Annotated in this window: 18 protein-coding genes and 1 pseudogene; 12 read left to right on the top strand and 7 right to left on the bottom strand. The window is 74.0% G+C overall.

The genetic code is table 11. The features are described 5' to 3' along the window. Nucleotide 1: 1 nt before the first annotated feature. The 7 genes from CRYAR_RS43640 to CRYAR_RS25660 are packed head-to-tail and all read left to right on the top strand — an operon-like array spanning nt 2 to nt 8,863. Nucleotides 2–589, top strand: a complete 588-nt coding sequence (locus CRYAR_RS43640) for a TetR/AcrR family transcriptional regulator (protein ID WP_084700946.1) — start codon at nt 2–4, stop codon at nt 587–589. Beyond that, nucleotides 586–1,164, top strand: coding sequence for a TetR/AcrR family transcriptional regulator (locus CRYAR_RS43635; protein WP_051570951.1), 579 nt, complete (start codon nt 586–588; stop codon nt 1,162–1,164). The genes CRYAR_RS43640 and CRYAR_RS43635 overlap by 4 nt, the downstream gene beginning before the upstream one ends. 23 nt (nt 1,165–1,187) lie before the next feature. Then, a complete protein-coding gene (locus CRYAR_RS25680; RefSeq protein WP_035855721.1) occupies nt 1,188–4,040 on the top strand; it encodes a helix-turn-helix transcriptional regulator in 2,853 nt (950 codons plus the stop codon). 40 nt (nt 4,041–4,080) lie between these two features. Further along, nucleotides 4,081–6,780: a helix-turn-helix transcriptional regulator gene (locus CRYAR_RS25675; protein WP_035855718.1), complete on the top strand. Its 2,700-nt coding sequence runs from the start codon at nt 4,081–4,083 to the stop codon at nt 6,778–6,780. 56 nt (nt 6,781–6,836) lie between these two features. Next, nucleotides 6,837–7,625 (top strand): alpha/beta hydrolase, encoded by a 789-nt coding sequence (locus CRYAR_RS25670; protein WP_035866363.1) that lies wholly within the window; start codon nt 6,837–6,839, stop codon nt 7,623–7,625. Then, nucleotides 7,622–8,410: an SDR family NAD(P)-dependent oxidoreductase gene (locus CRYAR_RS25665; protein ID WP_035855715.1), complete on the top strand. Its 789-nt coding sequence runs from the start codon at nt 7,622–7,624 to the stop codon at nt 8,408–8,410. Before CRYAR_RS25670 ends, CRYAR_RS25665 begins: the two co-directional genes overlap by 4 nt. Nucleotides 8,411–8,419: 9 nt before the next feature. Continuing rightward, a complete protein-coding gene (locus CRYAR_RS25660) occupies nt 8,420–8,863 on the top strand; it encodes a cupin domain-containing protein (protein ID WP_035855712.1) in 444 nt (147 codons plus the stop codon). Here CRYAR_RS25660 and CRYAR_RS25655 read toward each other — a convergent pair. Genes CRYAR_RS25655 through CRYAR_RS25645 form a run of 3 tightly spaced genes read right to left on the bottom strand, consistent with a single transcriptional unit; the run spans nt 8,850 to nt 10,624 of the window. Continuing rightward, nucleotides 8,850–9,737, bottom strand: a complete 888-nt coding sequence (locus CRYAR_RS25655) for an SRPBCC family protein (protein WP_035855709.1) — start codon at nt 9,735–9,737, stop codon at nt 8,850–8,852. The two genes, CRYAR_RS25660 and CRYAR_RS25655, sit on opposite strands and share 14 nt — an antisense overlap. Further along, complete coding sequence (locus CRYAR_RS25650) at nt 9,724–10,287, bottom strand: winged helix-turn-helix domain-containing protein (protein WP_035855707.1); 564 nt, start codon at nt 10,285–10,287, stop codon at nt 9,724–9,726. The genes CRYAR_RS25655 and CRYAR_RS25650 overlap by 14 nt, the downstream gene beginning before the upstream one ends. Nucleotides 10,288–10,312: 25 nt before the next feature. Continuing rightward, nucleotides 10,313–10,624, bottom strand: coding sequence for a winged helix-turn-helix transcriptional regulator (locus tag CRYAR_RS25645; RefSeq protein ID WP_051570950.1), 312 nt, complete (start codon nt 10,622–10,624; stop codon nt 10,313–10,315). Nucleotides 10,625–10,723: 99 nt separating this feature from the next. Between CRYAR_RS25645 and CRYAR_RS25640 the strand changes: the two genes are divergently transcribed. After that, entirely contained in the window at nt 10,724–11,398 is a 675-nt protein-coding gene (locus tag CRYAR_RS25640) for an SDR family NAD(P)-dependent oxidoreductase (RefSeq protein WP_051570949.1), read from the top strand. 169 nt (nt 11,399–11,567) lie between these two features. On the opposite strand, the gene CRYAR_RS25635 is transcribed toward CRYAR_RS25640, so the two are convergent. Beyond that, nucleotides 11,568–12,215, bottom strand: coding sequence for a TetR/AcrR family transcriptional regulator (locus CRYAR_RS25635; protein ID WP_035855705.1), 648 nt, complete (start codon nt 12,213–12,215; stop codon nt 11,568–11,570). 64 nt (nt 12,216–12,279) lie between these two features. Here CRYAR_RS25635 and CRYAR_RS25630 point away from each other — a divergent pair, with 64 nt between their 5' ends. The 3 genes and pseudogenes from CRYAR_RS25630 (at nt 12,280) to CRYAR_RS25620 (ending at nt 16,621) form a co-directional block, all read left to right on the top strand. Further along, on the top strand, nt 12,280–13,278 hold the full coding sequence (locus CRYAR_RS25630; protein ID WP_035855702.1) for an alpha/beta hydrolase: 999 nt from the start codon (nt 12,280–12,282) through the stop codon (nt 13,276–13,278). Continuing rightward, nucleotides 13,275–14,931 (top strand): annotated as a pseudogene (locus tag CRYAR_RS25625) (ABC transporter ATP-binding protein); the annotation flags it as partial. The gene CRYAR_RS25630 and the pseudogene CRYAR_RS25625, both read left to right, overlap by 4 nt. Further along, nucleotides 14,927–16,621, top strand: a complete 1,695-nt coding sequence (locus CRYAR_RS25620; RefSeq protein WP_035855699.1) for an ABC transporter ATP-binding protein — start codon at nt 14,927–14,929, stop codon at nt 16,619–16,621. The pseudogene CRYAR_RS25625 and the gene CRYAR_RS25620, both read left to right, overlap by 5 nt. On the opposite strand, the gene CRYAR_RS25615 is transcribed toward CRYAR_RS25620, so the two are convergent. The 3 genes from CRYAR_RS25615 to CRYAR_RS25605 are packed head-to-tail and all read right to left on the bottom strand — an operon-like array spanning nt 16,601 to nt 18,985. After that, the gene (locus CRYAR_RS25615) at nt 16,601–16,834 is read right to left on the bottom strand and encodes a hypothetical protein (RefSeq protein ID WP_035855696.1); all 234 of its coding nucleotides are present in this window, start codon (nt 16,832–16,834) and stop codon (nt 16,601–16,603) included. The genes CRYAR_RS25620 and CRYAR_RS25615 overlap by 21 nt on opposite strands. Before the next feature lie 22 nt (nt 16,835–16,856). Further along, a complete protein-coding gene (locus CRYAR_RS25610; protein WP_084700944.1) occupies nt 16,857–17,906 on the bottom strand; it encodes an LD-carboxypeptidase in 1,050 nt (349 codons plus the stop codon). 17 nt (nt 17,907–17,923) lie between these two features. Then, the gene (locus CRYAR_RS25605) at nt 17,924–18,985 is read right to left on the bottom strand and encodes a WD40 repeat domain-containing protein (RefSeq protein ID WP_157018048.1); all 1,062 of its coding nucleotides are present in this window, start codon (nt 18,983–18,985) and stop codon (nt 17,924–17,926) included. A 3,256-nt stretch (nt 18,986–22,241) separates the two neighbouring features. Between CRYAR_RS25605 and CRYAR_RS25600 the strand changes: the two genes are divergently transcribed. Further along, on the top strand, nt 22,242–23,465 hold the full coding sequence (locus CRYAR_RS25600) for an LLM class flavin-dependent oxidoreductase (protein ID WP_051570948.1): 1,224 nt from the start codon (nt 22,242–22,244) through the stop codon (nt 23,463–23,465). Nucleotides 23,466–23,469 lie beyond the last annotated feature (4 nt).

Below are 23,469 nucleotides of genomic sequence, written 5' to 3'. Positions count from 1 at the left end.
CGTGCCTCTCAGCCCACGAGAACTCCGGCGGCAGCACCGCGTGGCGACGAGCCGGGAGCAGATCCTGGACACCGCCGAGGAGCTGTTCGGCGACCAGGGGTACCGCGCGACGAGCCTCCAGCAGGTGGCCGAGCGCTGCGAGTTCTCGGTGGGGGCGCTGTACCAGTTCTTCCGCAACAAGGAGGAGCTGCTGCGCGCGGTGATGGAGCGGCGCGGGCTGGTGCAGCTCGCCGAGATGCGCGCCGCCGGTGACCTGCTGGGGCTCGTCGACACGATCGTGGCGTTCCACCGCCGGTACCCGGCTTTCGGCCGGTTGTCGGCGCGCGTCTACTCCGCCGGTTCCGACGCCCCGGCCGGGTACCACGTGTTCGAGGCGAACTACCGGGTCGCGATGGACCTCTACGCGGCCGTCATCACCGCGGGGCAGCGGGCCGGCACCGTCCGCGCCGGCAACCCGCAGGCGCTGGCCCGGCTGCTGTCGAGCATGGTGAGCGCCTACCACCGCGTCGACCCGGCGCTGGCCGGCGCGGGCCCGACGCTCGCCGAGGCGGACTTCCGGCAGATCGTCGCCCGGGCGTTCGCGGCATGACCGGTCCGCGGGAGCTGCGGCGCCGCCGCCGGGTGGCGACCAGCCGGGAGCAGATCCTGGACACCGCCGAGGAGCTGTTCGGCGACCACGGGTACCGGGCGACGAGCCTGCAGCGCGTGGCCGAGCGCTGCGAGTTCTCGGTCGGCGCGCTGTACCAGTTCTTCCGCAGCAAGGAGGAGCTGCTGCAGGCGGTCATGTACCGCCGCGGTCCGGCGCTGTTCGCCGACATGCGCGCCGCCGTCGCACCCGGCGTCGGTGGTCTGGTCGCGGTGGTCGACGCGATCGGTGCGTTCTTCGATCGCTACCCCTCCTACGGGCGGCTCACGATCCGGCTGGCCTCGCCGGGGGAGGACACCCCGCGCGAGCTCAGCCCGTCCGGTGAGGGCTTCTCCGGCGCGATGGCGTTGTTCGCCGACATCCTCCGCGACGGGCAGGCCGCGGGGGAGGTGCGGCCGGGCGATCCGGCGGCGCTCGCCGAGGTGGCGTCGAGCCTGATGACCGCCTACCTGCGTGACCGCGAGGGTCTCCCGGCCCCGGAGTTCCGCGAGATCCTCGCCGCCGCCTTCGGGGCGTGACGGCGCCGAGTAGATTCCACCGCATGGGGGCACCGCACGATCCGGAGCTGGTCGGGCGGGGCACGGAGCGGCGGGTCGTCGCCGAGCTGGTCGACCGGCTCCCGGGCGAGGGCGGCGCGCTCGTGGTCCGGGGTGAGCCGGGGCTGGGCAAATCGACGTTGCTGGCCGAGGCGGTGCGGCTGGCCGGGGCCGCGGGCGCCCGGGTGCTGCGGACGACCGGCGTCGAGTCGGCGGCGCCGGTGGCGTTCGGCGGGCTGGAGCAGCTGCTGCGCCCGCTGCGCGACCGGATCGACGCGCTGGCCCCGCCGGAGCGGTCGGCGGTGCACTCCGCGCTCGGGCGGATCGACGCGCCGGTGCCCGAGTTGTTCCTGGTCGCGCTGGCGACGCTGAACCTGGTGGCGGACGCCGCCCCGGCGGTCGTGATCGTCGAGGACGCGCAGTGGCTGGACTCGGAGAGCGCGGACGTGCTCGCGTTCCTCGCCCGGCGGGTGGAGCTCGAATCGATAGTGCTGCTGGCCGCGGTCCGCGACGGGTATCCGGGGCCGTTCGACGACGTGCGTGCGCTGGAGCTCCCGCCGCTCTCCGGCGCGGACGCGGCCGTGCTGCTGGACGCGCGGTTCCCGGCGCTGTCGCCGGTGGCGCGCCGGCGCGTGCTGGACGAGGCGGCCGGTAACCCGCTGGCGCTCGTCGAGCTGCCGGTCGCCCTGACCCAGCTCCCGGTCGGCCCGGCCCGCCTCCGCTTTCGCCCGCCCACGTCCGGCCCTCCCACGTCCGGCCCGCCCGCGGTGGCTCCGGCCGGGCCGGTCGGGTCGGGGCCGGTCGGGTCGGGGCCGGTCGGGTCGGGGCCGGTCGCGGCGGGACCGGCGGCGATGGACGCGACCAACTGGTTGCGGCTGCCCGAGCGGCTCGAGCGGGCCTTCGGCGCCCGCACCGCGGGGCTGGCGCCGGACACGCTGAACCTGCTGCTGCTGGCCGCGCTCAACGCCAGCGACTCGCTCGCCGAGGTGCTCGCCGCCGGCGGCCCCGGGCGCACCGTCGACGATCTGCTGCCGGCCGTCCGGGTCGGACTCATCGAGTTCGGCGACGGCCGGCTGCGCTTCCGGCACCCGCTCGTCCGCTCCGCGGTCGTGCAGCGCGCCACCGCCGGGCAACGCCACGAGGCCCACGCGGCGCTGGCCCGGGTACTCGACGACGACATCGAGCGGCGCGCCTGGCACCGCGGCGCGTCGGTCGTCGGCCCGGACGAGGACGTCGCCGCCGAGCTGGACGCCGCCGGCGAGCGGGCGCTGCGCCGCGGCGGGGTCGAGACCGCGGTGCAGGCCTACGAGCGCGCCGCCCGGCTGAGCGCCACCCCGGCCCGGCGCGCGGACCGGCTGCTGCGCGCCGCCGACCTGGCGACCGAACTGGGCCGGCGCGAGGACGTCGCCCGCCTGCTCGGTCAGGCCGAGTCGCTCGAACTCTCCGACGCCCAGCGCACGCTGGCCGCCTGGATCTCCGACGCCGACGACGACGGCATCCACGACCTGGTCGCCGACGTGCGCAGACAGGCCGACTTCGCCGAACGCGTCGCCGCCGCCGGGAACGTCGACCTGGCGATGAAGATCCTCTACCGGGCCGCGATCCGGTGCTTCTTCGCCGAACCCGGCGACGCCGTCCGCGAGCGCCTCGCCGCGACCGCCGAGAGCCTCAGCCCCGACCCCGCCGACGGGCGGCTGCTGGCGATCCTCGGCCACGTCGCCCCGATCGAGCGCGGCCGGGCGATCCACGACCACCTGGCCCGGGCGGCCGACCGCGCGGCCGGCGACCCGGCCGTGGCCCGCCTGGTCGGGAACGCCGCGATCGCGCTCGGCGCGTTCGACGTCGGGCTGGCGATGCAGACGACGGCGATCGCCGGGCTGCGGGCGCAGGGACGGCTGGCCCTGCTGGCCCGCGCGACGAGCATTCAGGCCTGGTGCGCGCTGCAGGTGATGGACCTGGGGGTGGCGATCACCAGCGCTCAGGAGGCCGTCCGGCTCTCCACCGAGACCGCGCAGCCGACCATCGCGCTGCTGGCCCGCTCGCGCGAATCGCTCATCGCCGCGATGCGCGGTGACCACGACGAGTGCGAGCAGATCGCCGGGGAGGTCGAACGCCGTGCCCTGCCGGCCGGTGTCCGCCCGGTGCTGACGATGGTGCAGCTGGCCCGGGGCGCGTCGGCCCTCGGCGTCGGACGGTACTCGGACGCGTTCGAGCACCTGCGCCGCGTCCACGACCCGGCCGACCCCGCCTACCACCACCTCACCCGCTGCTTCTCGGTCGGCGACGTCGTCGAGGCCGCGGTGCGCAGCGGACGCAACGACGAGGCCCGCGCGCTGCTCGTCGACCTGGAGCAGGTCGGGTCGCGCACCCCGTCACCGGCGCTGCACATCAACCTGCGCTACGCCCGGGCGTTGATGGCGGCCGAGGAGGAACCGTTCCTCATCGCGCTGCGCGCCGACCTCGCGCGCTGGCCGTTCGCCCGGGCCCGCCTGCTGCTGGCCTACGGCGAGTGGCTGCGCCGCCAGCGCCGCCCGGCCGAGGCACGGGCCCACCTGCGCGCGGCCCGGGAGGCGTTCGACGCGCTGGGCGTGGTCGCCTGGGGTGACCGGGCGCGCTCGGAGCTGCGCGCCTCGGGGGAGACGAGCCGTGGGCGGGTGGCCAGGGCGAGCGAGCTGCTCACCCCGCAGGAGCTGCAGATCGCGCAGATGGCGGCGGAGGGCCTCACCAACCGCGAGATCGGACAGAAGCTGTACCTCTCGCACCGGACGATCAGCACGCATCTGCACCGGATCTACCCCAAGCTCGGCGTCACCTCCCGGGGAGCGCTCTCCGCCGCCCTGGACGGCACCGTCAGGTGACGTACGCGAGGGAGACCGGCCCGTCCTTACGCTCGGAGCCATGCAGGGGCGGCTGGAGGAGCGTCAGCTCCTGGATTCGTTCGTCGAACGGGTCCGGGGCGGGTCGAGCGCGACGCTCGTCCTCGTCGGCGAGGCGGGTATCGGCAAGACCCGCCTGCTCGACGGCGTCGCCGGGGCCGCCGACGGGGTGCGGTGCGCGCGCACCGGCGGCGCGGAGGCGGAGACGCATCTGGGCTACGCCGGGCTCCACCGGCTGCTCCGCCCGTTCCTGGACCGCTCCGATCACCTTCCCGATCCCCAGCGCACCGCGCTGGCCACCGTGTTCGGCCGCGTCGGCGGGCCCGCTCCCGACCTGTTCCTGGTCGGGCTGGCGACGCTGACGCTGCTGGCCGACGTCGCCGCCGACGCACCGGTGGTCTGCCTGGTCGACGACGCGCAGTGGCTGGACCCGGAGTCGCTGGCCGTGCTGGCGTTCGTCGGGCGGCGGCTGGACGCCGACGGCATCGGCCTGCTGATCGGTGTCCGCGACGACCCGGCCGCGCTCGCCGTGCTGCGCGGCCTGCCGTCCCACCCGGTGGCCGGGCTCACCGCCGACGACGCCCGGCGGCTGGTCGCGGACACCGCCCCGAGCCGGCTCGATCCGCACGTCGCGGACCGCATCGTCGCCGAGACCGGCGGCAACCCGCTCGCGCTGCTGGAGGTGACCGGCGCGCTCACCACCGAACAGCTCGCCGGCGCTTCGGTGCTGCCGGAGCACCTGCCGATCGGCGAACGGCTGGAGGCGCACTTCGTCCGCCGGGTACGGGTGTTGCCGCCGGACACGCGGCGGCTGGTGCTCCTGCTCGCCGCTGCCCCCGGCGACGACGAGGCGCTGCTCTGGCGGGCCGCCGCCCGGCTCGGCGTGGAGCCCGCGGCGCTCGACCCGGCGATCTCGGCCGGGGTCGTCCGCGGGCACACGATCCGGCACCCGCTCATCCGCTCCGCGGTCTACGCGGACGCCTCCCCGGCGGACCGGCGCGCGGTGCACGCGGCGCTCGGCCACGTCACCGTGCGCGCCGACCGCCGCGCCTGGCACCGCGCCGAGTCGGTGGCCGGGCTGGACGACACGGTCGCCGACGAACTGGAGAACGCCGCGTCGGGCGCCCGGGGCGGCGCGGCGCGGGCGGCGTTCTGGTCCCGCGCCGCCGAGCTGACGTCGGACGCCCCGCGGCGCGCGGAGCGCTTCCTCGCGGCGGCACGCACGTTCGTCGTCATCGGCGACACGGCCGCGGCCGCGAGCCGGCTCGACCGGGCGACGCCGTGGCTCACCCGGCCGGCCGCGCGGGCCGCGGCCCAGCGCGTGCGGGCGAGCGTGGAGTGGTACGGCAGCGGCGTCGCGGCGCGGGCCCCGGCGATCCTGCTCGACGCGCTGAGCACGTTCGGTCCGCTGGACGGCCCCACGGCCCGGGCGATGCTGTGGGAGGCGATGACCGCCGGTCTGCTCGCCGGGCGCTACACCGAGGGGGTCACGCTGCTCGACGTCGCCCGGGCCGCGGCGCGCCTGCCCCCGAGCGACCGGCCGACCGTGGCCGACCGCGCGCTCGACGCGTTCGCGGCCCGGATCGCCGGCGACTACGCGCGGGCCGCGCCGCTGCTGCGTACCGCGGTCGCGACGATGCGTACCGAGGACTTCGCGGACGGCGCGGGCGCGGAGGCGTCGGTAGGTTCGTGGGCCGCGATCGACCTCTGGGACGACGACGGGCTCGGTGCCGTCCTCACCCGGATGGAGGAGTTCCAGCGGGCGCAGGGCGCGCTGCAGGGTCTGAACAGCACGTTGTCCACGGTGGCGCTGTGGAAGGTCGCGATCGGCCGGTTCGCCGAGGCCGAGGCGCACCACGACGAGGCCACCGAGCTGTGCGCGGCGATGGGGCTGCCGCCGCGCGGCGACGCGCACCGCGTCGAACTGTTCGCCTGGCAGGGCCGGGAGGACCAGACGCGGGCCGCGGCCGACCTGGCCCTGCGGGTGTGGGGAGCCCAGCTGCGCTACGGGGTGCTGGAGGCGCACGCCCGGTACGCGCTCGTCGTCCTGGAGCTCGGGCTCGGGCGCTACCGCGAGGCGCTGGACGCCGCCGAGCGTCTGCTCGCCGACGATCCGCCCGGTGAGGGCAACCGCGTTCTGGCCGACGCGGTGGAGGCGGCCGTCCGGGCCGGTGACCGGGCGGCGGCGCGGTTCGCGTTCGACCGGCTGGCCTCGCGGGCACCGGTGAGCGGGACGCCGTGGGCGCTCGGCCTGCTGGCCCGGTGCCGGGCGCTGCTGGCCGATCCCGGTGACGCCGAGGCGCTCTACAAGGAGTCGATCGAGCAGCTGGACCGCACGTCGGTGCGGACCGATCTCGCCCGCACGCACCTGCTCTACGGCGAGTGGCTGCGCCGACAGGGCCGCCGGGCCGACGCCCGCGACCAGCTGCGCGTCGCCCACGAGCGGTTCACCGCGATGGGCGCGGCCGCGTTCGCGACCCGCGCCGAGCACGAACTGCGCGCGACCGGAGCGTCGGTACGCAAACGCACGCCCGCGGCCGACGTCAGCCTGACCGCGCAGGAGCTGCAGGTGGCGCGCCTCGCGAGCCGGGGAGCCACGAACGCGGAGATCGCGACCCGGTTGTTCGTGACCGCGTCCACGGTCGAGTACCACCTGAACAAGACGTTCCGGAAGCTGAACATCACCTCCCGGCGGCAGCTGGCTGGGGTGCTCGACCCGTAGGGACTGGGGTGTTTCCCCGGCGCGAGCCCGGGGTCACCGGTGGTGGGCTGGTCGCCATGGCACCCGTACTCTTCCTCCACGGACTGTGGCTGCACGCCGAGTCGTGGGCTCCCTGGATCGACCGGTTCCGATCGGCCGGCTACGACGCCTCGGCGCCCGGCTGGCCCGGCGACCCGGACACGGTGGCGCAGGCGCGGGCGAACCCCGACGCGATCGCCGACCACGGCATCGACGACGTGGTGGCGCACTTCGCCGCGCTCATCGGCACGCTGCCGGAGAAGCCGATCCTGATCGGGCACTCGTTCGGCGGCATGATCGCCCAGAAGCTGCTGGGCCAGGACCTCGCGGTGGCGGCGATCGCGATCGACGCCGCCCAGATCAAGGGCGTGCTCCCGGTGCCGCTCTCCGCGCTGCGGGCCACGCTGCCGGTGTTCAAGAACCCCGCGAACCTCCACCGGGCGGTGTCGCTCACCGCCGAGCAGTTCCGCTTCGCGTTCGGCAACGCGATCCCGGCGGAGGAGTCGCAGGAGCTGTTCGACAAGTGGACGATCCCCGCGCCGGGCAAGCCGCTGTTCGAGGCGGCGACCGCGAACTTCAACCCGCACTCCCCGGCGGCCGTGGACACCCACAACGAGCTGCGCGGCCCGCTGCTGCTGATGACCGGCGGCAAGGACCACACCGTGCCCGAGTCGGTCACCCGGGCCACGCTGAAGCAGTACCGGCACTCGGACGCGGTCACCGACCTGCTCGACTGGCCCGACCGCGGTCACTCCCTGACCATCGACCACGGCTGGCGCGAGGTCGCCGACGCGTGTCTCGAATGGCTGACGAAGCAGGGGCTGTGAACCTGCACCTGTACGGCAAGACCGCGGTGGTGACCGGCGCGAGCAAAGGCATCGGGCTGGCGATCGCGCAGGCGCTGGTCGGCGAGGGGGCCGGCGTCGTCACCGGGTCGCGTCAGATCACACCCGAGCTCAAGGACCTGGCCGCGCACGCGTCGGTGCACCCGGTCGCGGTGGACCTCACCGATCCGGACGGGCCGCGGACGTTGATCGAGGCGGCGGTCGAGACGTACGGCGGCGTGGACGTGCTGGTCAACAACGTCGGCGCGGTGCACCCGCGCACCGGCGGGTTCCTGTCGGTGAGCGACGCCGACTGGACCGCGACGCTGACCGTGAACCTCCTGGTCGCGGTGCGCACCGTGCGGGCCGCGCTGCCGTCGATGCTCGAGCGCGGCGCGGGTTCGATCGTGACGATCGCGTCGGTGAACGCGTCGCTGCCCGATCCGCTGGTGATCGACTACAGCGCGGCCAAGGGCGCGCTCGTCAACTTCTCCAAGGCACTGTCCAAGGAGGTCGGCCCGCGCGGGATCCGGGTCAACACGGTCAGCCCGGGCCCGGTGAGCACCGAGCTCTGGCTGGGCGACAACGGGGTCGCCGCCACGGTGAGCCGGGCCAACTCCCGGTCACCGGAGGAGATCGCCGCGGCCGCCGCGGCCGACGCGGTCACCGGCCGGTTCAGCACCCCGGCCGAGGTCGCCGCGCTGGTGCTGCTGCTGGCCGGCGACCGGGCCGAGAACGTCACCGGCGCCGACTTCGTCATCGACGGCGGTCTGACCACGAGTGTGTAGGAGGTTGGAATGACCGACCAGTTCTGGTTCCTCGGCGGCAAGGCCAGGATCCTGATCCCCGGCGAATCCACCGGCGGGGCGATCAGCGTGATGGAGTTCACCGACACGGAGAAGCACGCCCCGCCGATCCACGTCCACGACCACGAGGACGAGGTGTGGACGGTGCTGGACGGCGAGATCACGGTGTTCGTCGGCGACGAGCGTTTCACCCTCACGCCGGGGGAGGTGGCGCTCGGGCCCAAGGGCGTGCCGCACTCCTACCTGGTCCGTTCGCCGGTCGCGCGCCTCGCCGTCAGCTTCGCGCCCGCGGGGCTGGAGAAGTGGTTCTCCGGCAACAGCTCCCCGGTGCTGGCCGGCGACGACGTTCCCGCGCCGTTCGACATCGGGTCGATCGTCGCCGCGGCGGAGGCCTTCCACCTGCGTGTCGCGGGCCCGCCCCCTACTGCTCCGTAGCGAGCAGACCCTCGGGCAGCCCGGCGATCTCCATCCCGCGCCAGATCGGACGCCGGTCGGGCAGTTCGTGGTAGCGACGCAGAGCGGCGAGGCCACCCAGCCAGCCGGCCCAGCCCGGGTGCGGCGGGTTCGTGGGGTCGAAGCCGCTCTGCACCACGGTGAGCCGCGTCTTGCCGTCCGAGCCGGCCAGCTCCCAGGAGTCGAGCATGCCGTCGGCGAAGCGCAGCGTGACCTTGCGGCCCGGCTCGAACTCGACGAACCTCGCCCCACCCGGGTCGGTGTCGAACCCGCCCATCGCGAAGCGGCCGCCGACGTGGGGCTCGATGCCCACGGTGGCGCCGGACCACCGGCTGAACTGCTCCGGCTCGGTCATCGAGGCGAACACCTCGTCCGGCGGCGCGTCGATGAGCATCTCGGCGCGGAACTCGGTCGAGGTGAAGTCGCACTTGGGGGTCAGCTCACGGCCGGAGAGGTGGTCGGCGAGGTTCGCGATCGAGAGCGTCCAGAACGTCTGCAGGGCGCCGCGGGGCCCGGCCCGGTCGGCGATCACGTCCTCGAAGCTCGGCAGATCGCTCTGGCTCAGCGTCACGAGCGTGCCCTCGGGGTCCTCGGCCAGCTCGAACTGGGTGGTGGTCTCGACCCCGTCGACGGTCCAGGCGAAGCGCAGGGTGCGCTCGTCGGCGTGGAGCAGGCGCTGGTGCGGCTCGGCGCCGTCGGGGGTGAAGCGGCCCCAGAACGCGTAGCGGCCGGGCAGGTCGACCTCGGCGTGCTCGGCCAGCCAGACGCGCAGCGCGGCCGGATCGGTGAGCGCGCGGTGGACGGCGTCCGGCGGGGCCGCCACGATCGCGGTCAGGCGCAGGTCAAACTCGGTCATCGGGGTCTCCCGTGGGGTAGCAGGCGACGGCAAGGCGGAACGCGTCCCCCTCGGCGCCGCCGTACCGGGTGAAGAGGTCCTGCAGGGTCCGCTGCAGCTCGCCGAGGAAGGCCGCGCGGTCCTCCGGACGGACCCGGATCTCTCCGGAGACGCCGATCGACGGCAGGTCGGGCCGGGTGAGGTCGAGCGCGGCGACGTCCCGCTGGACGTCCTCCATCAGGTCGATCAGGTGGCCCAGGCTGAGCCGGTCGCGGGTGCGGCCCGGCCCGATCCGCCCCACCAGGCCGGGCGACAACCAGTACGAGCGGGCCGCCGCCTGGTAGATGCCCTCGGAGATGCCGCGCACCCGGCGCTCGGCGACCTGGCGCACGAGGTCGGCGTCGAGCATCCGTTTGACGTGGTAGTAGACGCGCTGCGGCGTCTGGTCGAGCTCGGCGGCGACCTCGGTGCACGAGCGGGGTTCGGCGAGGCGCCGCAGCACCTCGATGCGCTGCGGCTTGAGCAGGGTCTCGGCCTGCGTCACGCGGTCGAGGTACAGGACGTCTCTCATGGCGAGGACGAGTTTTTACGTAAAACTATTTTTTGTCAATGGCGATCGCGGCGAGCGCGAGCACGGAGTCGAGCATCCGGACGCCCCGCTCGGTGAGCGCGTACTTGACGTGCGGCGGGTCGGCTCTCCGCGTGACGAACCCGTCGGCTTCCAGGTCGCGGAGGGTCAGGGTGAGCATGCGGTGCGAGATGCCGGTGACCGACCGCCGGAGCTCGCCGAAATGTCGTGGCCCGGTGCGGAGCCGGCCGAGCACCAGCATCGTCCACTTGTTACCGATCCGGGAGATCACCCCGAGAACCTGCGCACAGGCGTCCTCGTCCGGCGTTTCGCTGAGCATCGGTCCTCTCTAGGTCTTCTCTCGGTCTTCTTTCGATTGCCCTAGGTACAAAAAAGTGCGTACTTGAGGCGTCGCTTCCCGACCACCATTGTGCGAAGGGTGACGAACACAGTGGTGGTCGTAGGAGCCGGGCCCGGGCTCGGGCTGGCGTTGGCGCGGCGGTTCGGTGCGGAGGGGCACCCGGTCGGGCTGATCGCCCGCGACGGCGCGCGTCTGGAGTCGGACGCGGCGACGCTGCGGGCAGCGGGGATACGTGCCACCGCCTGCCCGGCCGACGTCCGCGACGAGGCCGGGCTGCGTGCGGCGCTGGACACCGCCGGGCCGGTCGGCGTGCTGATCTGGGCGATCGGGCCGGGTTCGGCGCCGATCACACCCGCAGGCGAAGTCACGTCCGAGCGGGCGTTCGCGCAGGTCGCGCTGCACGTGGGGGGCGCGGTGACGGCGGTGGGTCACGTCCTGCCGGGCATGCTGGCCCGGGGTGCGGGCACGGTGCTGATCACGACCGGGGCGTCGTCGGTGGTGCCGGTCCCCGTGCTGGGCGACGTCGGTATCGCGATGGCGGGGCTGCGCAACTGGGCGCTGGGCCTGCGCGCGGCCGTCGCCGGGCGGGGCGTGCACGTCGCGACCGTCACGATCGCGACGCTGCTCGCGGCCGGCCACCCGGTGGGCGATCCGGACGCCGTCGCGTCGCGGTTCCTGGCGCTGGCCCGGGCGCCCGAGCGGGCCGAAGAGGTGGTCGGCGATCTCGACGAGGTCCGCCGCCTGGTGGGTTAGCCGCCTGGTGGGTTAGCCGCCTCGTGGGTCAGCCGCCTCGGTTAGCCGCTTGGTGGGTCCGCCGCCGGGTGGGTCAACCGCCTGGTGGGTCCGCCGCCTGGTGGGTTAACCGCTGGGTGGGTCAGCCGCCGGGTGGGTCAGCCGCTGGGTGGGTCAGCCGCCGGGTGGGTCAGCCGACGGTGCGCAGCACCATTGCGACCAGGGCTTCGACGTCGTCGCCGGCCATCGGCCGGCCGGTCATCCCCATGCGGTGCAGCAGGGTGCCGGTGACGACGTCGATGAGCAGCAGCACGCGGTGCTCGGGCTCGCCGAGCGCGTCCTGCAGGGCGATCCGGTACGGGTCCTGGAAGCGGGTCGACAGGATCTCGCGCAGGGCGGGGTCGGTGATCGCGTCACTGAACACACCCGCGAACGCCGCGCCGACGCCGGGTTCGCCGATCTTGCCGGCGATCCAGCGGATCGCCGACGCCACGACCTCGTCGCGGGCGACGCCCTGGAGCGGGTCGGCTTTGGCGGGGGTGGGGCCTTGGAGCGGGTCGGTCTTGTCGCGGGTCGCGTCGGGCCGGGGGGCCTGGCTTGTTTTGTCTCCGGTCGTGTCCGGGAGGGGTACCGGGCCGAACGCGTCGAGCAGGCAGTCGACGACGAGCGCGCCCTTGGACGGCCAGCGCCGGTAGAGCGTGGTCTTGGCGGTGGACGACGCCACCGCGATGCGGTCCATCGTCGCGCCCGCGTAGCCCAGCTCGTGCACCGTCCGCAGCGTCGCGGCGAAGACGGTGGCGTGCAGCTCGGCGCGGGGGCGCCCGGCGGAGATCGTCACTCGACAACGCTACCGTCCGCACTTACGCTACCGCCAGTAGCGTAATTGAGGCCGGGAGGACGTCATGAGTGACAAGGCTCCGCTGCGTGCCCGATTGGTCCTGCGGGACACCGTCGAGTGGGACGCGCTCACCGACGCGCAGGTGATCGCGGCCCGCGGGAAGATCAACCGGCTGCGGGCGTCCCGGGTGGCGCGGGTGGTCACCGGGCGGCCCGACCGCGGGGCATGGACGGCGGACGAGACGATCGACTTACCGGGACGCCGGCTGCGGCTGCGGGTGCACCGCGGCTCCGGCGGGCGTCTGCCGCTGCACCGCAGCTCCGGCGGGCGCCTGCCGCTGCACCGCGGCTCCGGCGGGCGTCTGCCGCTGGTCCTGTCGTTCCACGGTGGCGGGTTCATCCTCGGGACCCCGGCCCAGAACGACTGGCTGAACAGCTACCTCGCGGCCCGTCTCCCGGCGGTGGTGGTGTCGGTCGCGTACCGGCTCGCCCCCGAGCACCCGCTCCCGGCCGCGGTGGACGACGGGTACGACACGCTCGTCGGTCTCGTGGCGGACGCCGACCGGTGGGGGATCGATCCGGGCGCGGTCGCGACGTTCGGCGAGAGCGCCGGGGGCACGCTGGCCGCGCTCGTCGCGTTGCGTGCGGGCCGGCCGGCGCTGCGGGCGCAGGTGCTGGCCTATCCGAGCGTCGACTGGACCGAGAAGATGGCCGACTACCCGTCGGTCGCGGCGAACACCGGGCAGCCCGGGCTGTCGGTGTCCGAGTGGCTCGCCGCCCGCCGGCTCGCGGTGCCGCGCGCGCTGGATCCGCGTGACGTCTCGCCGGTGAAGGCGCCGGACGTGTCCGCCTCGCCGCCGACGCTCGTCGTCACCGGCACGCTCGACCCCGCCGGTGACCACGGGTCGGCCTACGCCGAGCGGCTGCGTGCCGAGGGGGTCAACGCCCGCGTCGCGCGCTTCCCCCGGGCGATTCACGGGTTCCTGAGCATGCCGGGTCTGATCCCGTCGGCCCGCCCCGCCCGCGACGAGGTGCTGACGTTCCTGCGTGGAGCACTGCGATGAGCGGCGCCACCGGGGTGGTGCGGGCGCATGCGGTGAGCTTCGGGCTGGTGGTGGGGCTGCAGGTGGTCGGGGCGGTGGCCGGGCTGGCGCCGCTGCTGGCGGTCGTCGAGCTGGGCCGGGTGCTGCTCGCGCCAGGGCCGGTGGATTCCGGGTCCGTGCGTGTCGCGGTGGCGGTGGGGGTGGCCGGGCTGTTCGTGCGCCTGGTCTTCACCGCCGCGTCGGCCGGCCTCGGACACGTCGTCGACGGGCGGGTACAGCTGGCGTTGCGGCGGCAGCTGGCCGCCGGGCTCGGCCGGGTGCCGATCGGCTGGTTCTCCCGCCGCCGCACCGGAGAGCTGGCGAAGGTCGTCGGCGAGGACGTCAGCGCCGTGCACCCGTTGATCGCCCACGCGCCGGGCGAACTGACCGCGGCGTTCGTCGTACCGCTCGTCACATTGATATATCTGTTCGCGGTCGATTGGCGGCTCACGCTGATCACGGTGATCCCGGTCCTGCTCGCCGTCGCGCTGGTGCCGCTGATGATGACCCCGCGCCGCACCCGCGAACAGCACGAGTTCGACGCCGCGATGGGCCGCATCGCGTCCACCGCGGTCGAGTTCGTGCAGGGCATCGCGGTGGTCAAGGCATTCGGCGGCGGCGCGCGGGCCCACCGGGCGTTCCTGGCCGCCGCGGACGAGTTCGCCGGCACGTTCGCGGCGTGGGCGCGAGGGCTCTCCGGGATCGCCGCCGGGATGCAGCTGGCGTTGTCGCCGCCGTTCGTGCTGCTCGTCGTGCTCGTCGGTGGCGCGGTGACGATCACCGCCGGCACGCTCGCTCCGGCCGACCTGCTGCCGTTCCTGCTGCTCGGGCTCGGGCTGACCGCCCCGGTCGCGGCTCTCGGCCACGGGTTCGACGACCTGCTGGCGGCCCGCCGGGCGGTGGGGCGGATCCAGGACGTGCTCGCCGTGCCACCGCTGCCCGCACCGGCGCGACCGGTGGCGCCGGACGGTCACCGGGTCGAGTTCCGCGGCGTGCGGTTCGCCTACGACGCCGGGCCGGAGGTGCTGCGGGGAGTCGATCTGGTGCTCGAGCCGGGCACCGTGACCGCGGTCGTCGGGGCGTCCGGGAGCGGGAAGTCCACGTTGGTGCGGCTGCTGCCGCGCTTCTTCGACCCGGGGCGCGGCGCGGTCACGCTGGGCGGGGTCGACCTGCGCGACATCGACAGCGCGGTGCTCCACCGGACCGTCGCGTTCGTCTTCCAGGACGTCCGGCTGCTGCGCGCGTCGGTCGCGGAGAACATCGCGCTGGCGGTTCCGCATGCTTCGGCCGACGACGTCGAGCGCGCCGCGCGGTCGGCGAACGTGCACGACCGGATCCTGACCCTGCCGAGGGGGTACGACACCGTGGTCGGGGCCGAGGTGACGCTGTCGGGGGGTGAGGCCCAGCGGATCGCGATCGCCCGCGCGCTGCTGGCCGACCCCGCGGTGCTGGTGCTCGACGAGGCGACCGCGTTCGCCGACCCGGAGTCCGAGCTGGCGGTCCGCCGCGCGTTGCGGGTAGCGCGCCCCGATCGCACGACGCTCGTCATCGCCCACCGCCCGGAGACCGTCGCCGCCGCAGACACCGTCGTCGTCCTGGAGAACGGCACCGTCCGAGCGGGGGAGGCCCGGTGATCGCGACCCTGCTGCGGGTGCTGGGGCCGGTGTACGCACGGCCGGTACGCCGCACGATCGCGCTGATGACCGTGACCGCTGTCGCCGAGGGCCTCTCCTACGCCCTCCTCGTGCCGGTCCTGCGCGCCCTGCTCGGCCCCGAGCCCGCCACCGCCCGGCCCGCGCTCGTCGCGTTCGGTGCCGCCGTCGGCGCCTACGCGATCCTGCGCTACCGCAGTGACCGGGCCGGCTTCCGTGTCGGCACCACGCTGCTCCGGGGTGTCTACCACCGGCTCGGTGACCACCTCGCGCGGCTGCCCCTCGGCTGGTACGGCGCCGGGCGCGTCGGCGAGGTGTCCACGATGGCCGGCCGGGGTGTGTTCCGCGCGATGAGCGTGATCGCGCACCTCCTCGGCCCGTTCCTGTCGGCCTGCGTCACGCCGCTGACGATCGTCGTCGTCCTGCTGGCCTTCGACTGGCGGTTGGGGTCGGCCGCGCTGCTCGCGGCGCCGCTCGTGGCGTCGGCACAGGTCTGGGCCGCACGGGCCGCGGCGGGCACCGACGCCGACCGCGCGGAGCGCGACCGGGACGCGACCGACCAGGTGGTCGAGTACCTGCAGGCCCAGCCGGTGCTGCGTACCGGAGGGCGGACCGCCGAACGCTTCGCCCGGCTCGACGACGCGCTGACCGGGATCGAGCGTGCCTCCCGCCGCTCCACCCGGGCCGCGCTGCCCGGCATCGTCGGCGCCGCGCTCAGCGTGCAGGCGACGTTCACCGCGCTCCTCGTGCTCGGCGCGTACCTGGCGCTGAACGGGGACGTCGGCGCGGCCGAGCTGCTCGCGGCCCTGGTGCTCGCGGCGCGGTGCGCGGACCCGTTGCTCGCGCTGTCGGACCTGTCCGGCGCGCTGCGCGCCGCCCGGTCCGAGCTGGACCGCCTGGACGCCCTGCTGCAGACGGCGCCGCTGCCCGAACCGGCCCACCCCGAGGAACCGCGGGGGTACGGCCTGGAGTTCGACGGCGTCGTCTTCCGGCACGCGCGGGTGTCGTTCACCGCCGCGCCGGGGCAGCGGCTGGCGATCGTCGGCCCGTCCGGCGCCGGCAAGACCACGGTGCTGCAGCTGCTCGCCCGCTTCCACGACGTGGACGCCGGCGCGGTCCGGATCGGTGGGGTGGACGTCCGCGCGATCGGCACGGACGCGCTCCTGGACCGGATCGCGATCGTCTTCCAGGACGTCTACCTGTTCGACGGCACGATCGAGGAGAACGTGCGGCTCGGCCGCCCCGGCGCCACCGACGCGGACCTCCGCGCGGCGGCGACCGCGGCGCAGCTCGACGAGGTGATCGCGCGGCTCCCCGAGGGCTGGGCGAGCCCGGTGGGGGAGGGCGGCGCGCTGCTGTCGGGCGGGGAGCGCCAGCGGGTGTCGATCGCGCGGGCGCTGCTCAAGGACGCGCCGGTCGTCCTGCTCGACGAGGTGACCTCCGCGCTGGACCCGGCCAACGCGGCGGCCGTGCACGAGGGCGTCGAGCGGCTCATGGCCGGGCGCACCGTCGTCGTGGTGACGCACCACCTGGAGACCGCGCGCACCGCCGACCACATCGTGTTCCTGGAGAACGGCTGCGTCGTGGAGGAAGGCAGCCACGCGAGCCTGGTCGAACGCGGCGGACGGTACGCGGGGTTCTGGAACTCCGTTCTAGTGCGTGATCAGCCGTGAGTCGCTCTTGCTCGCGGGGCGGCGGGTGCGGCACATCGGGTTGCCGCACTCGGCGACGTACTTGGTGCGCACCGGGAACAGCGGCACGAAGAACAGGCTGAACTTGGTGACCTCGCGGAGCAGCGCCATGCGGCCCTGCCCGCAGACGTGGCAGGCCATCGTGACCCAGCCGAGCGGAAACACTGTGGTGCGAAAGCCGAAGATGACGAACACGTTCCAATTATCCCGGATCGTGTCACGTGTAGTCGGCGCGGACGCGGTGGCCGGCGCCGTCGACCGTGACGATGCCGCCGTGAGGCAGGATCCACTGCGGCTTCGTGTGGCCGAACGGCACCCCCACGCACACCACGGCGTCCGGGTTGTACCGCTCGATCAGGCCGGCGACGACGTCACGCTGCTCGGTGCGTCGCCGGCGCCGCTCCTCGGCCGGGGGCCGCCGTCCGTGGTCGGAGACCGGTGGACGCCCGACCAGCACCGCGTCGACGGCGCCCAGGATCCCGCGCTCTCCCAGCGCCCGCACGATCCACCCGACGTTGCGTGCCGGCAGCAGCTCCTCCGACGTCTCCAGCAGCAGCACCCCACCGGCCAGCGCGTCCGGCGACGTGGGGCCCCGACCCGCGGTCAGGATCCACTCGATCACCTCGAGACACCCACCCCAGGTCGGCCCGGTCACCGACCGGCCCGGCCCGTACCAGCTCCACGGCTCGGTCGGCTCGCGCTCGCCGAAGCTCTCCAGCGCGCGCGGATCACCCCAGTCGACTCCGACGTCCTCCGACTCACCCGGGTCGGTGATCTCCAGCTGCTCCCCGCCCACCAGCGCTGCGCACAACGACCGCGCGTGCACGTCGTCGACCCGGGGGCCAGGGCCCAGGTGCACCTGGGACGAGCCGCCGTAGAAGCTTGCGATCCCCGCGCCCCAGAGCCAGTGGTGGAGGTTGGTGTTGTCGCTGGTGCCGAGGAACGGCTTCGGGTCGGCCCGCGCGAGGTCCGCGTCGAGGTGCGGCACGACCGTGATCTGGTCGTCCCCGCCGAGCACGGTGAGGATCGCCCGGATGCCCGGATCCGCGAACGCCGCGTTGACGTCGGCCGCGCGCGCCTCCGCGGTCGCGCCGACCTGCCGGGTCGTCGGGAACTCGACTGGCACCAGCCCGGTGAGCCCGGCGAGCCTGCGCATCGCCTGCTCGTGCACGGCGGGGTACGCACCCGCGGCCGCGAACGAGGGGGAGAGCACCGCGATGCGGTCGCCCGGTCGGGCCTTCGGAGGTCGGATCAGCACGCGCGGCATCCTCCGATCCAACCAGGCTACTGCCAGTCGGAGACCGGTTGGAGCAGAATGTTCCCGTCTTCCGACGCGACCGCCAGCACCCGCCCGTCGAGCGAGTACGACAGCGAGGTCACCGGCGACGTCCCCGCGACGACGTGCACCGCCCGCCCCGTGCTGGTGTCGCGGATCGTGACGTCGCCGGCGTCGTCGCCGGACGCGATGCTGTTGCGGATGAGGTGGTTGAACGCCAGCGCGGTCAGGCTGTCGCCGCCGAACTCGCGCACCAGCGTGCCGTTGCTGGAGTCCCAGACCCGCATCGCGCCGCCGGGATGACCGGTGACGAGCGTCTTCGGGGTGAGCGGGTCGAATCCGAACGCCACCACGCGGACGTCCGGACCGGCCAGCGTCCGCACCCGCTGTCCGTTGCTGGTGTCCCAGAGCGTCACCTGACCGGTTCCGCTGCTCGTCGCGAGCGTGTTCCGGGTCGACCCGTCAAAAGCCACCGCGGTCGTCGACGCCGGGCGCGGCGCGATCGAGCGGACCCGCGCGCCGGTCCCGGTGTTCCACAGCGTGACGCCGCCCGTCGAGTCGGCGACGGCCAGCAGATAACGCGTGTGCGGATCGAACGCGAGCGCGGTGACGCGCCCGTGCGAGGGGTCGCCGACGTTCATCGTCGACCGGCCGGTCTCCACGTCGCGGATCGACACCCGGCCGTCACTCTGCCCCACCGCGACGACGTTCCGGTTGAGCGGATCGAGCGCCGCGGCCGTCACCGTGGTGTGGTCGAAGGGGAACGCGCGCAGCACCCGCCGCGCGGTCGTGTCCCAGATCCGCACGGTGTGCGGACCGGCGGCGAGGAGCATGTCGGGAACGAGCCGGGCGAAGCTCACCGTGGTGACGCTGCCCGGTTCGCCGGCGAGGGTGGGGATGCCGGGTTTCTCGTGTTCGGGCCAGCGCCAGACCACGGCGAGGACGAGCACGACGATCGCGATCCCGGCGACGACCCAGCGCCAGGGGTGTCTCCCGCGAGGTTTCCGGGGTGCGGGGTCATCCGGGCGCTGGGTGTCGGCCGAATCCGGCCGGGATACACGGCCCGCCACCCGCGCGGCTCCGGTAGCCGCGGGCGTTTCTGTGGTCCTGGATGTTCCCGGCCCCGAAGCGATCCCGGTAGCGGGCGGGAGGCCGGTTGTGGGCAGGAGGCCGGTTGTGGGCAGGAGGCCGGTTGTGGGCGGGAGGTGGGTTGTGGGCGGGAGGCCGGTTGTGGGCGGGAGGCCGGTTGTGGGCGGGAGGCCGGTCGTGGCCGGCCAGGCCGAGGCTCCGTCTGGGCCGGATGCGCCCGTGGCCCCCGCTGCGCTGGATGCGTCTACGGCGCTGCCCGGGCTGGACGCGCTTGTGGGCTCGTCTGTGCTGGATGCGTTGGCGGCCCCGTCCGCGCTCGGCGCCTCCGAAAGCCCGTTCACACTCGGTGCGCCTGCGGCTCCGCTCGCGCTGGGCACGCTTGGAAACCCGTCCGAGCCTGACGCTCTTCTGGCTCCGGCCGCCCCTGATGTCTCCGGGGTGTCGGCTACCCCTGGAGCCTCGGCGCTCCGGGCCGACCCCGACGGCGAAGCACCCGCCCCCGCAACCGCCGTCCCCATCGCGCTGGCAGTGTCAGCCGGTCGCACAGCGCTAACCGTGTCGGCCGGTCCCCCAGCGCTAGCCGTGTCGGGTGGTGTCACAGCGCTAGCCGTGTCGGGTGGTGTCACAGCGCTAGCCGTGTCGGGTGGCGTCACAGCGCTAGCCGTGTCGAGTGATGTCACCGCACTGGTTGTCTCGCGTGGTGCTATCGCGCCGACCGTATTCGCCGTCCCCACCGCGCTGGTCGTGTCGGGCGACCTCACCGAGCTACCCGCGTCGCGGGGTGCCATCGCATTGGCTGAATCAGGTGGTGCCACGGAGTTGGCTGAGTTGGGTGCCACGAAGTTGGTTGTTCCGGGTGGTGCCGTGACGTTGGCTGTGTCGGGTGGTGCCGTGACGTTGGCTGTGTCGGGTGGTGCCATGGCGCTGGCTGTGTCGGGTGGTGCCACGGCTTTGGCTGTGTCGCGTGATGTCATCGTGTTGGCCGTGGCGGGCGGGCCTGTCGCAGTAGCCGCGTGCGGTCTCCCAGCGACAGCCGCATCGTCCGGCCCGTCGGTGCCGCCGGTGCCATCCGCGCCGGCGGGCACTACCGTGCCGGTCGAGCTCGTCAGTCCTATCGAGCTCGTCAGCCCTATCGAGCTGGGCGCGCCCGGTGGCGCTGCGATCCGGTCCGACTCCGCCGACCCCGCGGCCGTGTCCGGAGCCTCCGGGGCCCCGCCCATGGTCCGCAACCCCGCGGCCCCAGTGGCGTCGGGCTCCTGCGCGGCCCGAGCTGTCTCCGGAGCATCTACAGCCCCGGCCGTATCGGGAGTATCCGGAGTCCCAGGTGTATCAGCGGTGTCCGCGGTCCCGGTTGTATCAGCGGTGCTCGCGGTCCCGGTTGTATCAGCGGTGTCCGCGGTCCCGGTTGTATCAGCGGTGTCCGCGGTCCCGGTTGTATCAGCGGTGTCCGCGGTCCCGGTTGTATCAGCGGTGTCCGCGGTCCCGGTTGTATCAGCGGTGTCCGCGGTCCCGGTTGTATCAGCGGTGTCCGCGGTCCCGGTTGTATCAGCGGTATCCGCAGTCCCGGCGGTATCGGGAGTATCCGCAGCTCCGGCTGTATCAGTGGTACTCGCAGTCCCGGCTGCATCGGAGGTATGCGCAGCCCGGGCGGTAGGGGGAGTGTGCGCACTCCTACCTGTACCAGGGGCACCTGCAGTTCCCGATGCATCAAAGGGCTCCGCAGCCCCAGCTGCATCGGGGGTATGCGCAGACCTGGCTGTGTCGGGGGCTTCCGCAGCCCCAGCTGCAGTGAGCGAGTCTGCGGCCCTGTTTGTGTCCGGCGGTTTTGCGACCCTGGTCGTGGCCGGCGATTCTGGAGTGAAAGGTGTCGCCTGGGCTCCGGTGGCGCTTGCCCGCGCGGCGCCCACTGCGTCGGCGACCTGTTCCCAGCGCACGCGCCATTTGTTCGGCTCGCCGCGGCAGGCGCGTACGTACGCGTCGACCGTGTCCCATTGGGGTAGCTTGTCGCCGCCGGATGCTTCCGACAACGCGGTGCTCGACCGGCCCGTCGCTCGGGCCATCGCGGCGAATGTGGGCTTCCCGGCGTCGTCGCGAAGCTTGCGTAGTTCCGCCGCGAAGACATGCAGCGGTCCGTTGGCGGGATCGACCGTGCGCTCGGACCGGGCCATCACACCAGCGTCCGAATAAACCGCCGCCGAGCGCAATAGACCGCCGCCGGGAAATCGTGGCCGTTCGTCCCGGTATGACAAACGCACGGGCCTGGTGTGGCTGCCGCGCGGAGGGGGGCGGCAGCCACACCGCCACTCCGGACCGCACACCCGCCCCGACACACCCGGCAACCAAAGCGGTCCCAGCACCCGCGGCGACAGACACCGGCCCCGACACGCGCCGCCACAGACCCGCCCCGGAGGCTCGCCGCGACAAGTCCCGCCCCGGAGACTCGCCGTAACAAGACCGGCCCCGGCGGGCGCCCTGACAAGACCGGCCCCCGGCGGGCGCCGCGACAAGACCGGCCCCCGGCGGGTGCCGCGACAAGGTTGGTCCCGACACGCGCCGCGACAAGGTTGGTCCCGACACGCGCCGCGACAAGGTTGGTCCCGACACGCGCCGCGACAAGGTCGGTCCCGACACGCGCCGCGACAGACCGGCCCCCGGTGGGCGCCGCGACAATGCCGGTCCTGGCACGCGCGGCGGTAAGACCGCCCCGATACGCGTGGCGGTAGAACCGGCTCCGATACGTGTGGCGACAAGGTCGGTCCCGGCGCGCGTGGCAATGAGACCGGCCGCGGAGACTTGCGGCGATAAGAGGGCTTGGACACTCGCGGCGACAGAGCCGCGTCAATGTGCGTCGATCAACTGGCCATGATTTACGCGGCAACCACACTGGCCGCGACGCGCGGTGATCACCAACCGGCATCGGCGCGCGGCGATATGGCCGGCCCCCAAACTGGCGGTGGCCAGGTCGGCTCGGGTGCTCGCGGTGGCCAGGTCGGCTCGGGTGCTCTTGGCGGCGAAACCCCGTCGATGCGCGTGGCGACCAACCGGCTGCGATGCGCGGCGACCGCATCGGCGCCCCGACGCGCGCGGCGATCACACCGGCCCGGTGCGCGGTGATCACGCCGATGCCATCGGGCGCAGCGAAAACTGGTACCGGATTCTTCTTTCTTTGGCGGACACCGCCCGAACTACGTGGCTACGCTCGCCGCGACGGCGACGTAGCCACGACAGAGGTGGGCCATGGCCGAACCGCGGATCTCGGTGGGGCTGCCCCCGAGCGCGAACATCGTCGAGTACGCCCGCACCGCTGAGCGGCTGGGCTACCACCGGGTCTGGGTGTTCGACTCGCCGGCGCTCTACGGCGACCTCTGGATCGCGCTCGCCCGGATCGCCGAGGGGACCGAGAGAATCGGGGTCGCGGCGGGCGTCGCGGTGCCGAGCCTGCGGCACCCGATGGTGACCGCGGCGGCTGTCGCGACCGTCGAGGAATTGGCGCCGGGCCGGCTGGCGGTCGCGTTCGGTACGGGTTTCACCGCGCGCCGGACGCTCGGGCAGAAGGCGATGCGGTGGGCCGATCTCGCGACCTACGTCGGCCAGGTGCGCACCCTGCTCGACGGCGGCGTCGCCGAGATCGACGGGCGCGCCGCCCAGCTGCTCCAGCCGCCCGGCTGGGCGCCCGGGCGTCCGATCCGGACACCGCTCTGGGTGGCGCCCGGCGGCCCGAAAGGGTTCGCCGTCGCGCGGGAGCTCGGCGTCGACGGGGTCGTGCTGATGATGCCGCCGGGGGAGGACGTCAGCGGGTTTCCGGAGGTCGCGCTGCTGGTCAGCGGGACCGTCGTGCGGCCCGGCGAGGACCACACGAGCCCGCGCCTGATCGAGGCCGCCGGGCCCTGGTACGCGACCGTCTACCACGGCATCTGGGAGCTCTTCCCGGACGCGCTCGACGGCGTGCCCGGCGGCGCGGCCTGGCGGGACGCGATGCTCGCCGCCCGGCCCGAGGCCGAGCGGCACCTGGCCGTGCACGAAGGCCACGGCATGGTGCTCACCGAGCGGGACCGCGCGGCCGTCGCCGCTGCCGGGGAGGGTGTCCTGACCGGCGGCTGGACCGGGGACGCCGACGCGATCCGCGCCCGCCTCCGGGACACGGCCGCGGCCGGGATCGGCGAGGTCATCTTCACCGCGGCCGGCCCCGACATCCCCGACGAACTAACGACCTTCGCCGAGGCGGCGCGCACCACCTTCGCTGCGGCGGTGCGCACCACCCTCGCCGGGGCGACGCCCACCGGCGTAGCGGCGGCGCCCGACGGCGCCGCGACAACGCACACCGACGTAGCTGCCACAACGCCCCGCGGCGCCGCGACACCACACACCGACGGCGCCGAAGCGACACCCGCCACGACACCCGCCACGACACCCGACACCACCGCGACGGCACCGAACCCCGACCCCGCTCACCGTCTATGATGTA

The organism is Cryptosporangium arvum DSM 44712 (assembly GCF_000585375.1).
GTDB lineage: Bacteria > Actinomycetota > Actinomycetes > Mycobacteriales > Cryptosporangiaceae > Cryptosporangium > Cryptosporangium arvum.
Note: the sequence above shows the minus strand (reverse complement) of the source record. Positions and strands in the feature narration are given on the sequence as shown.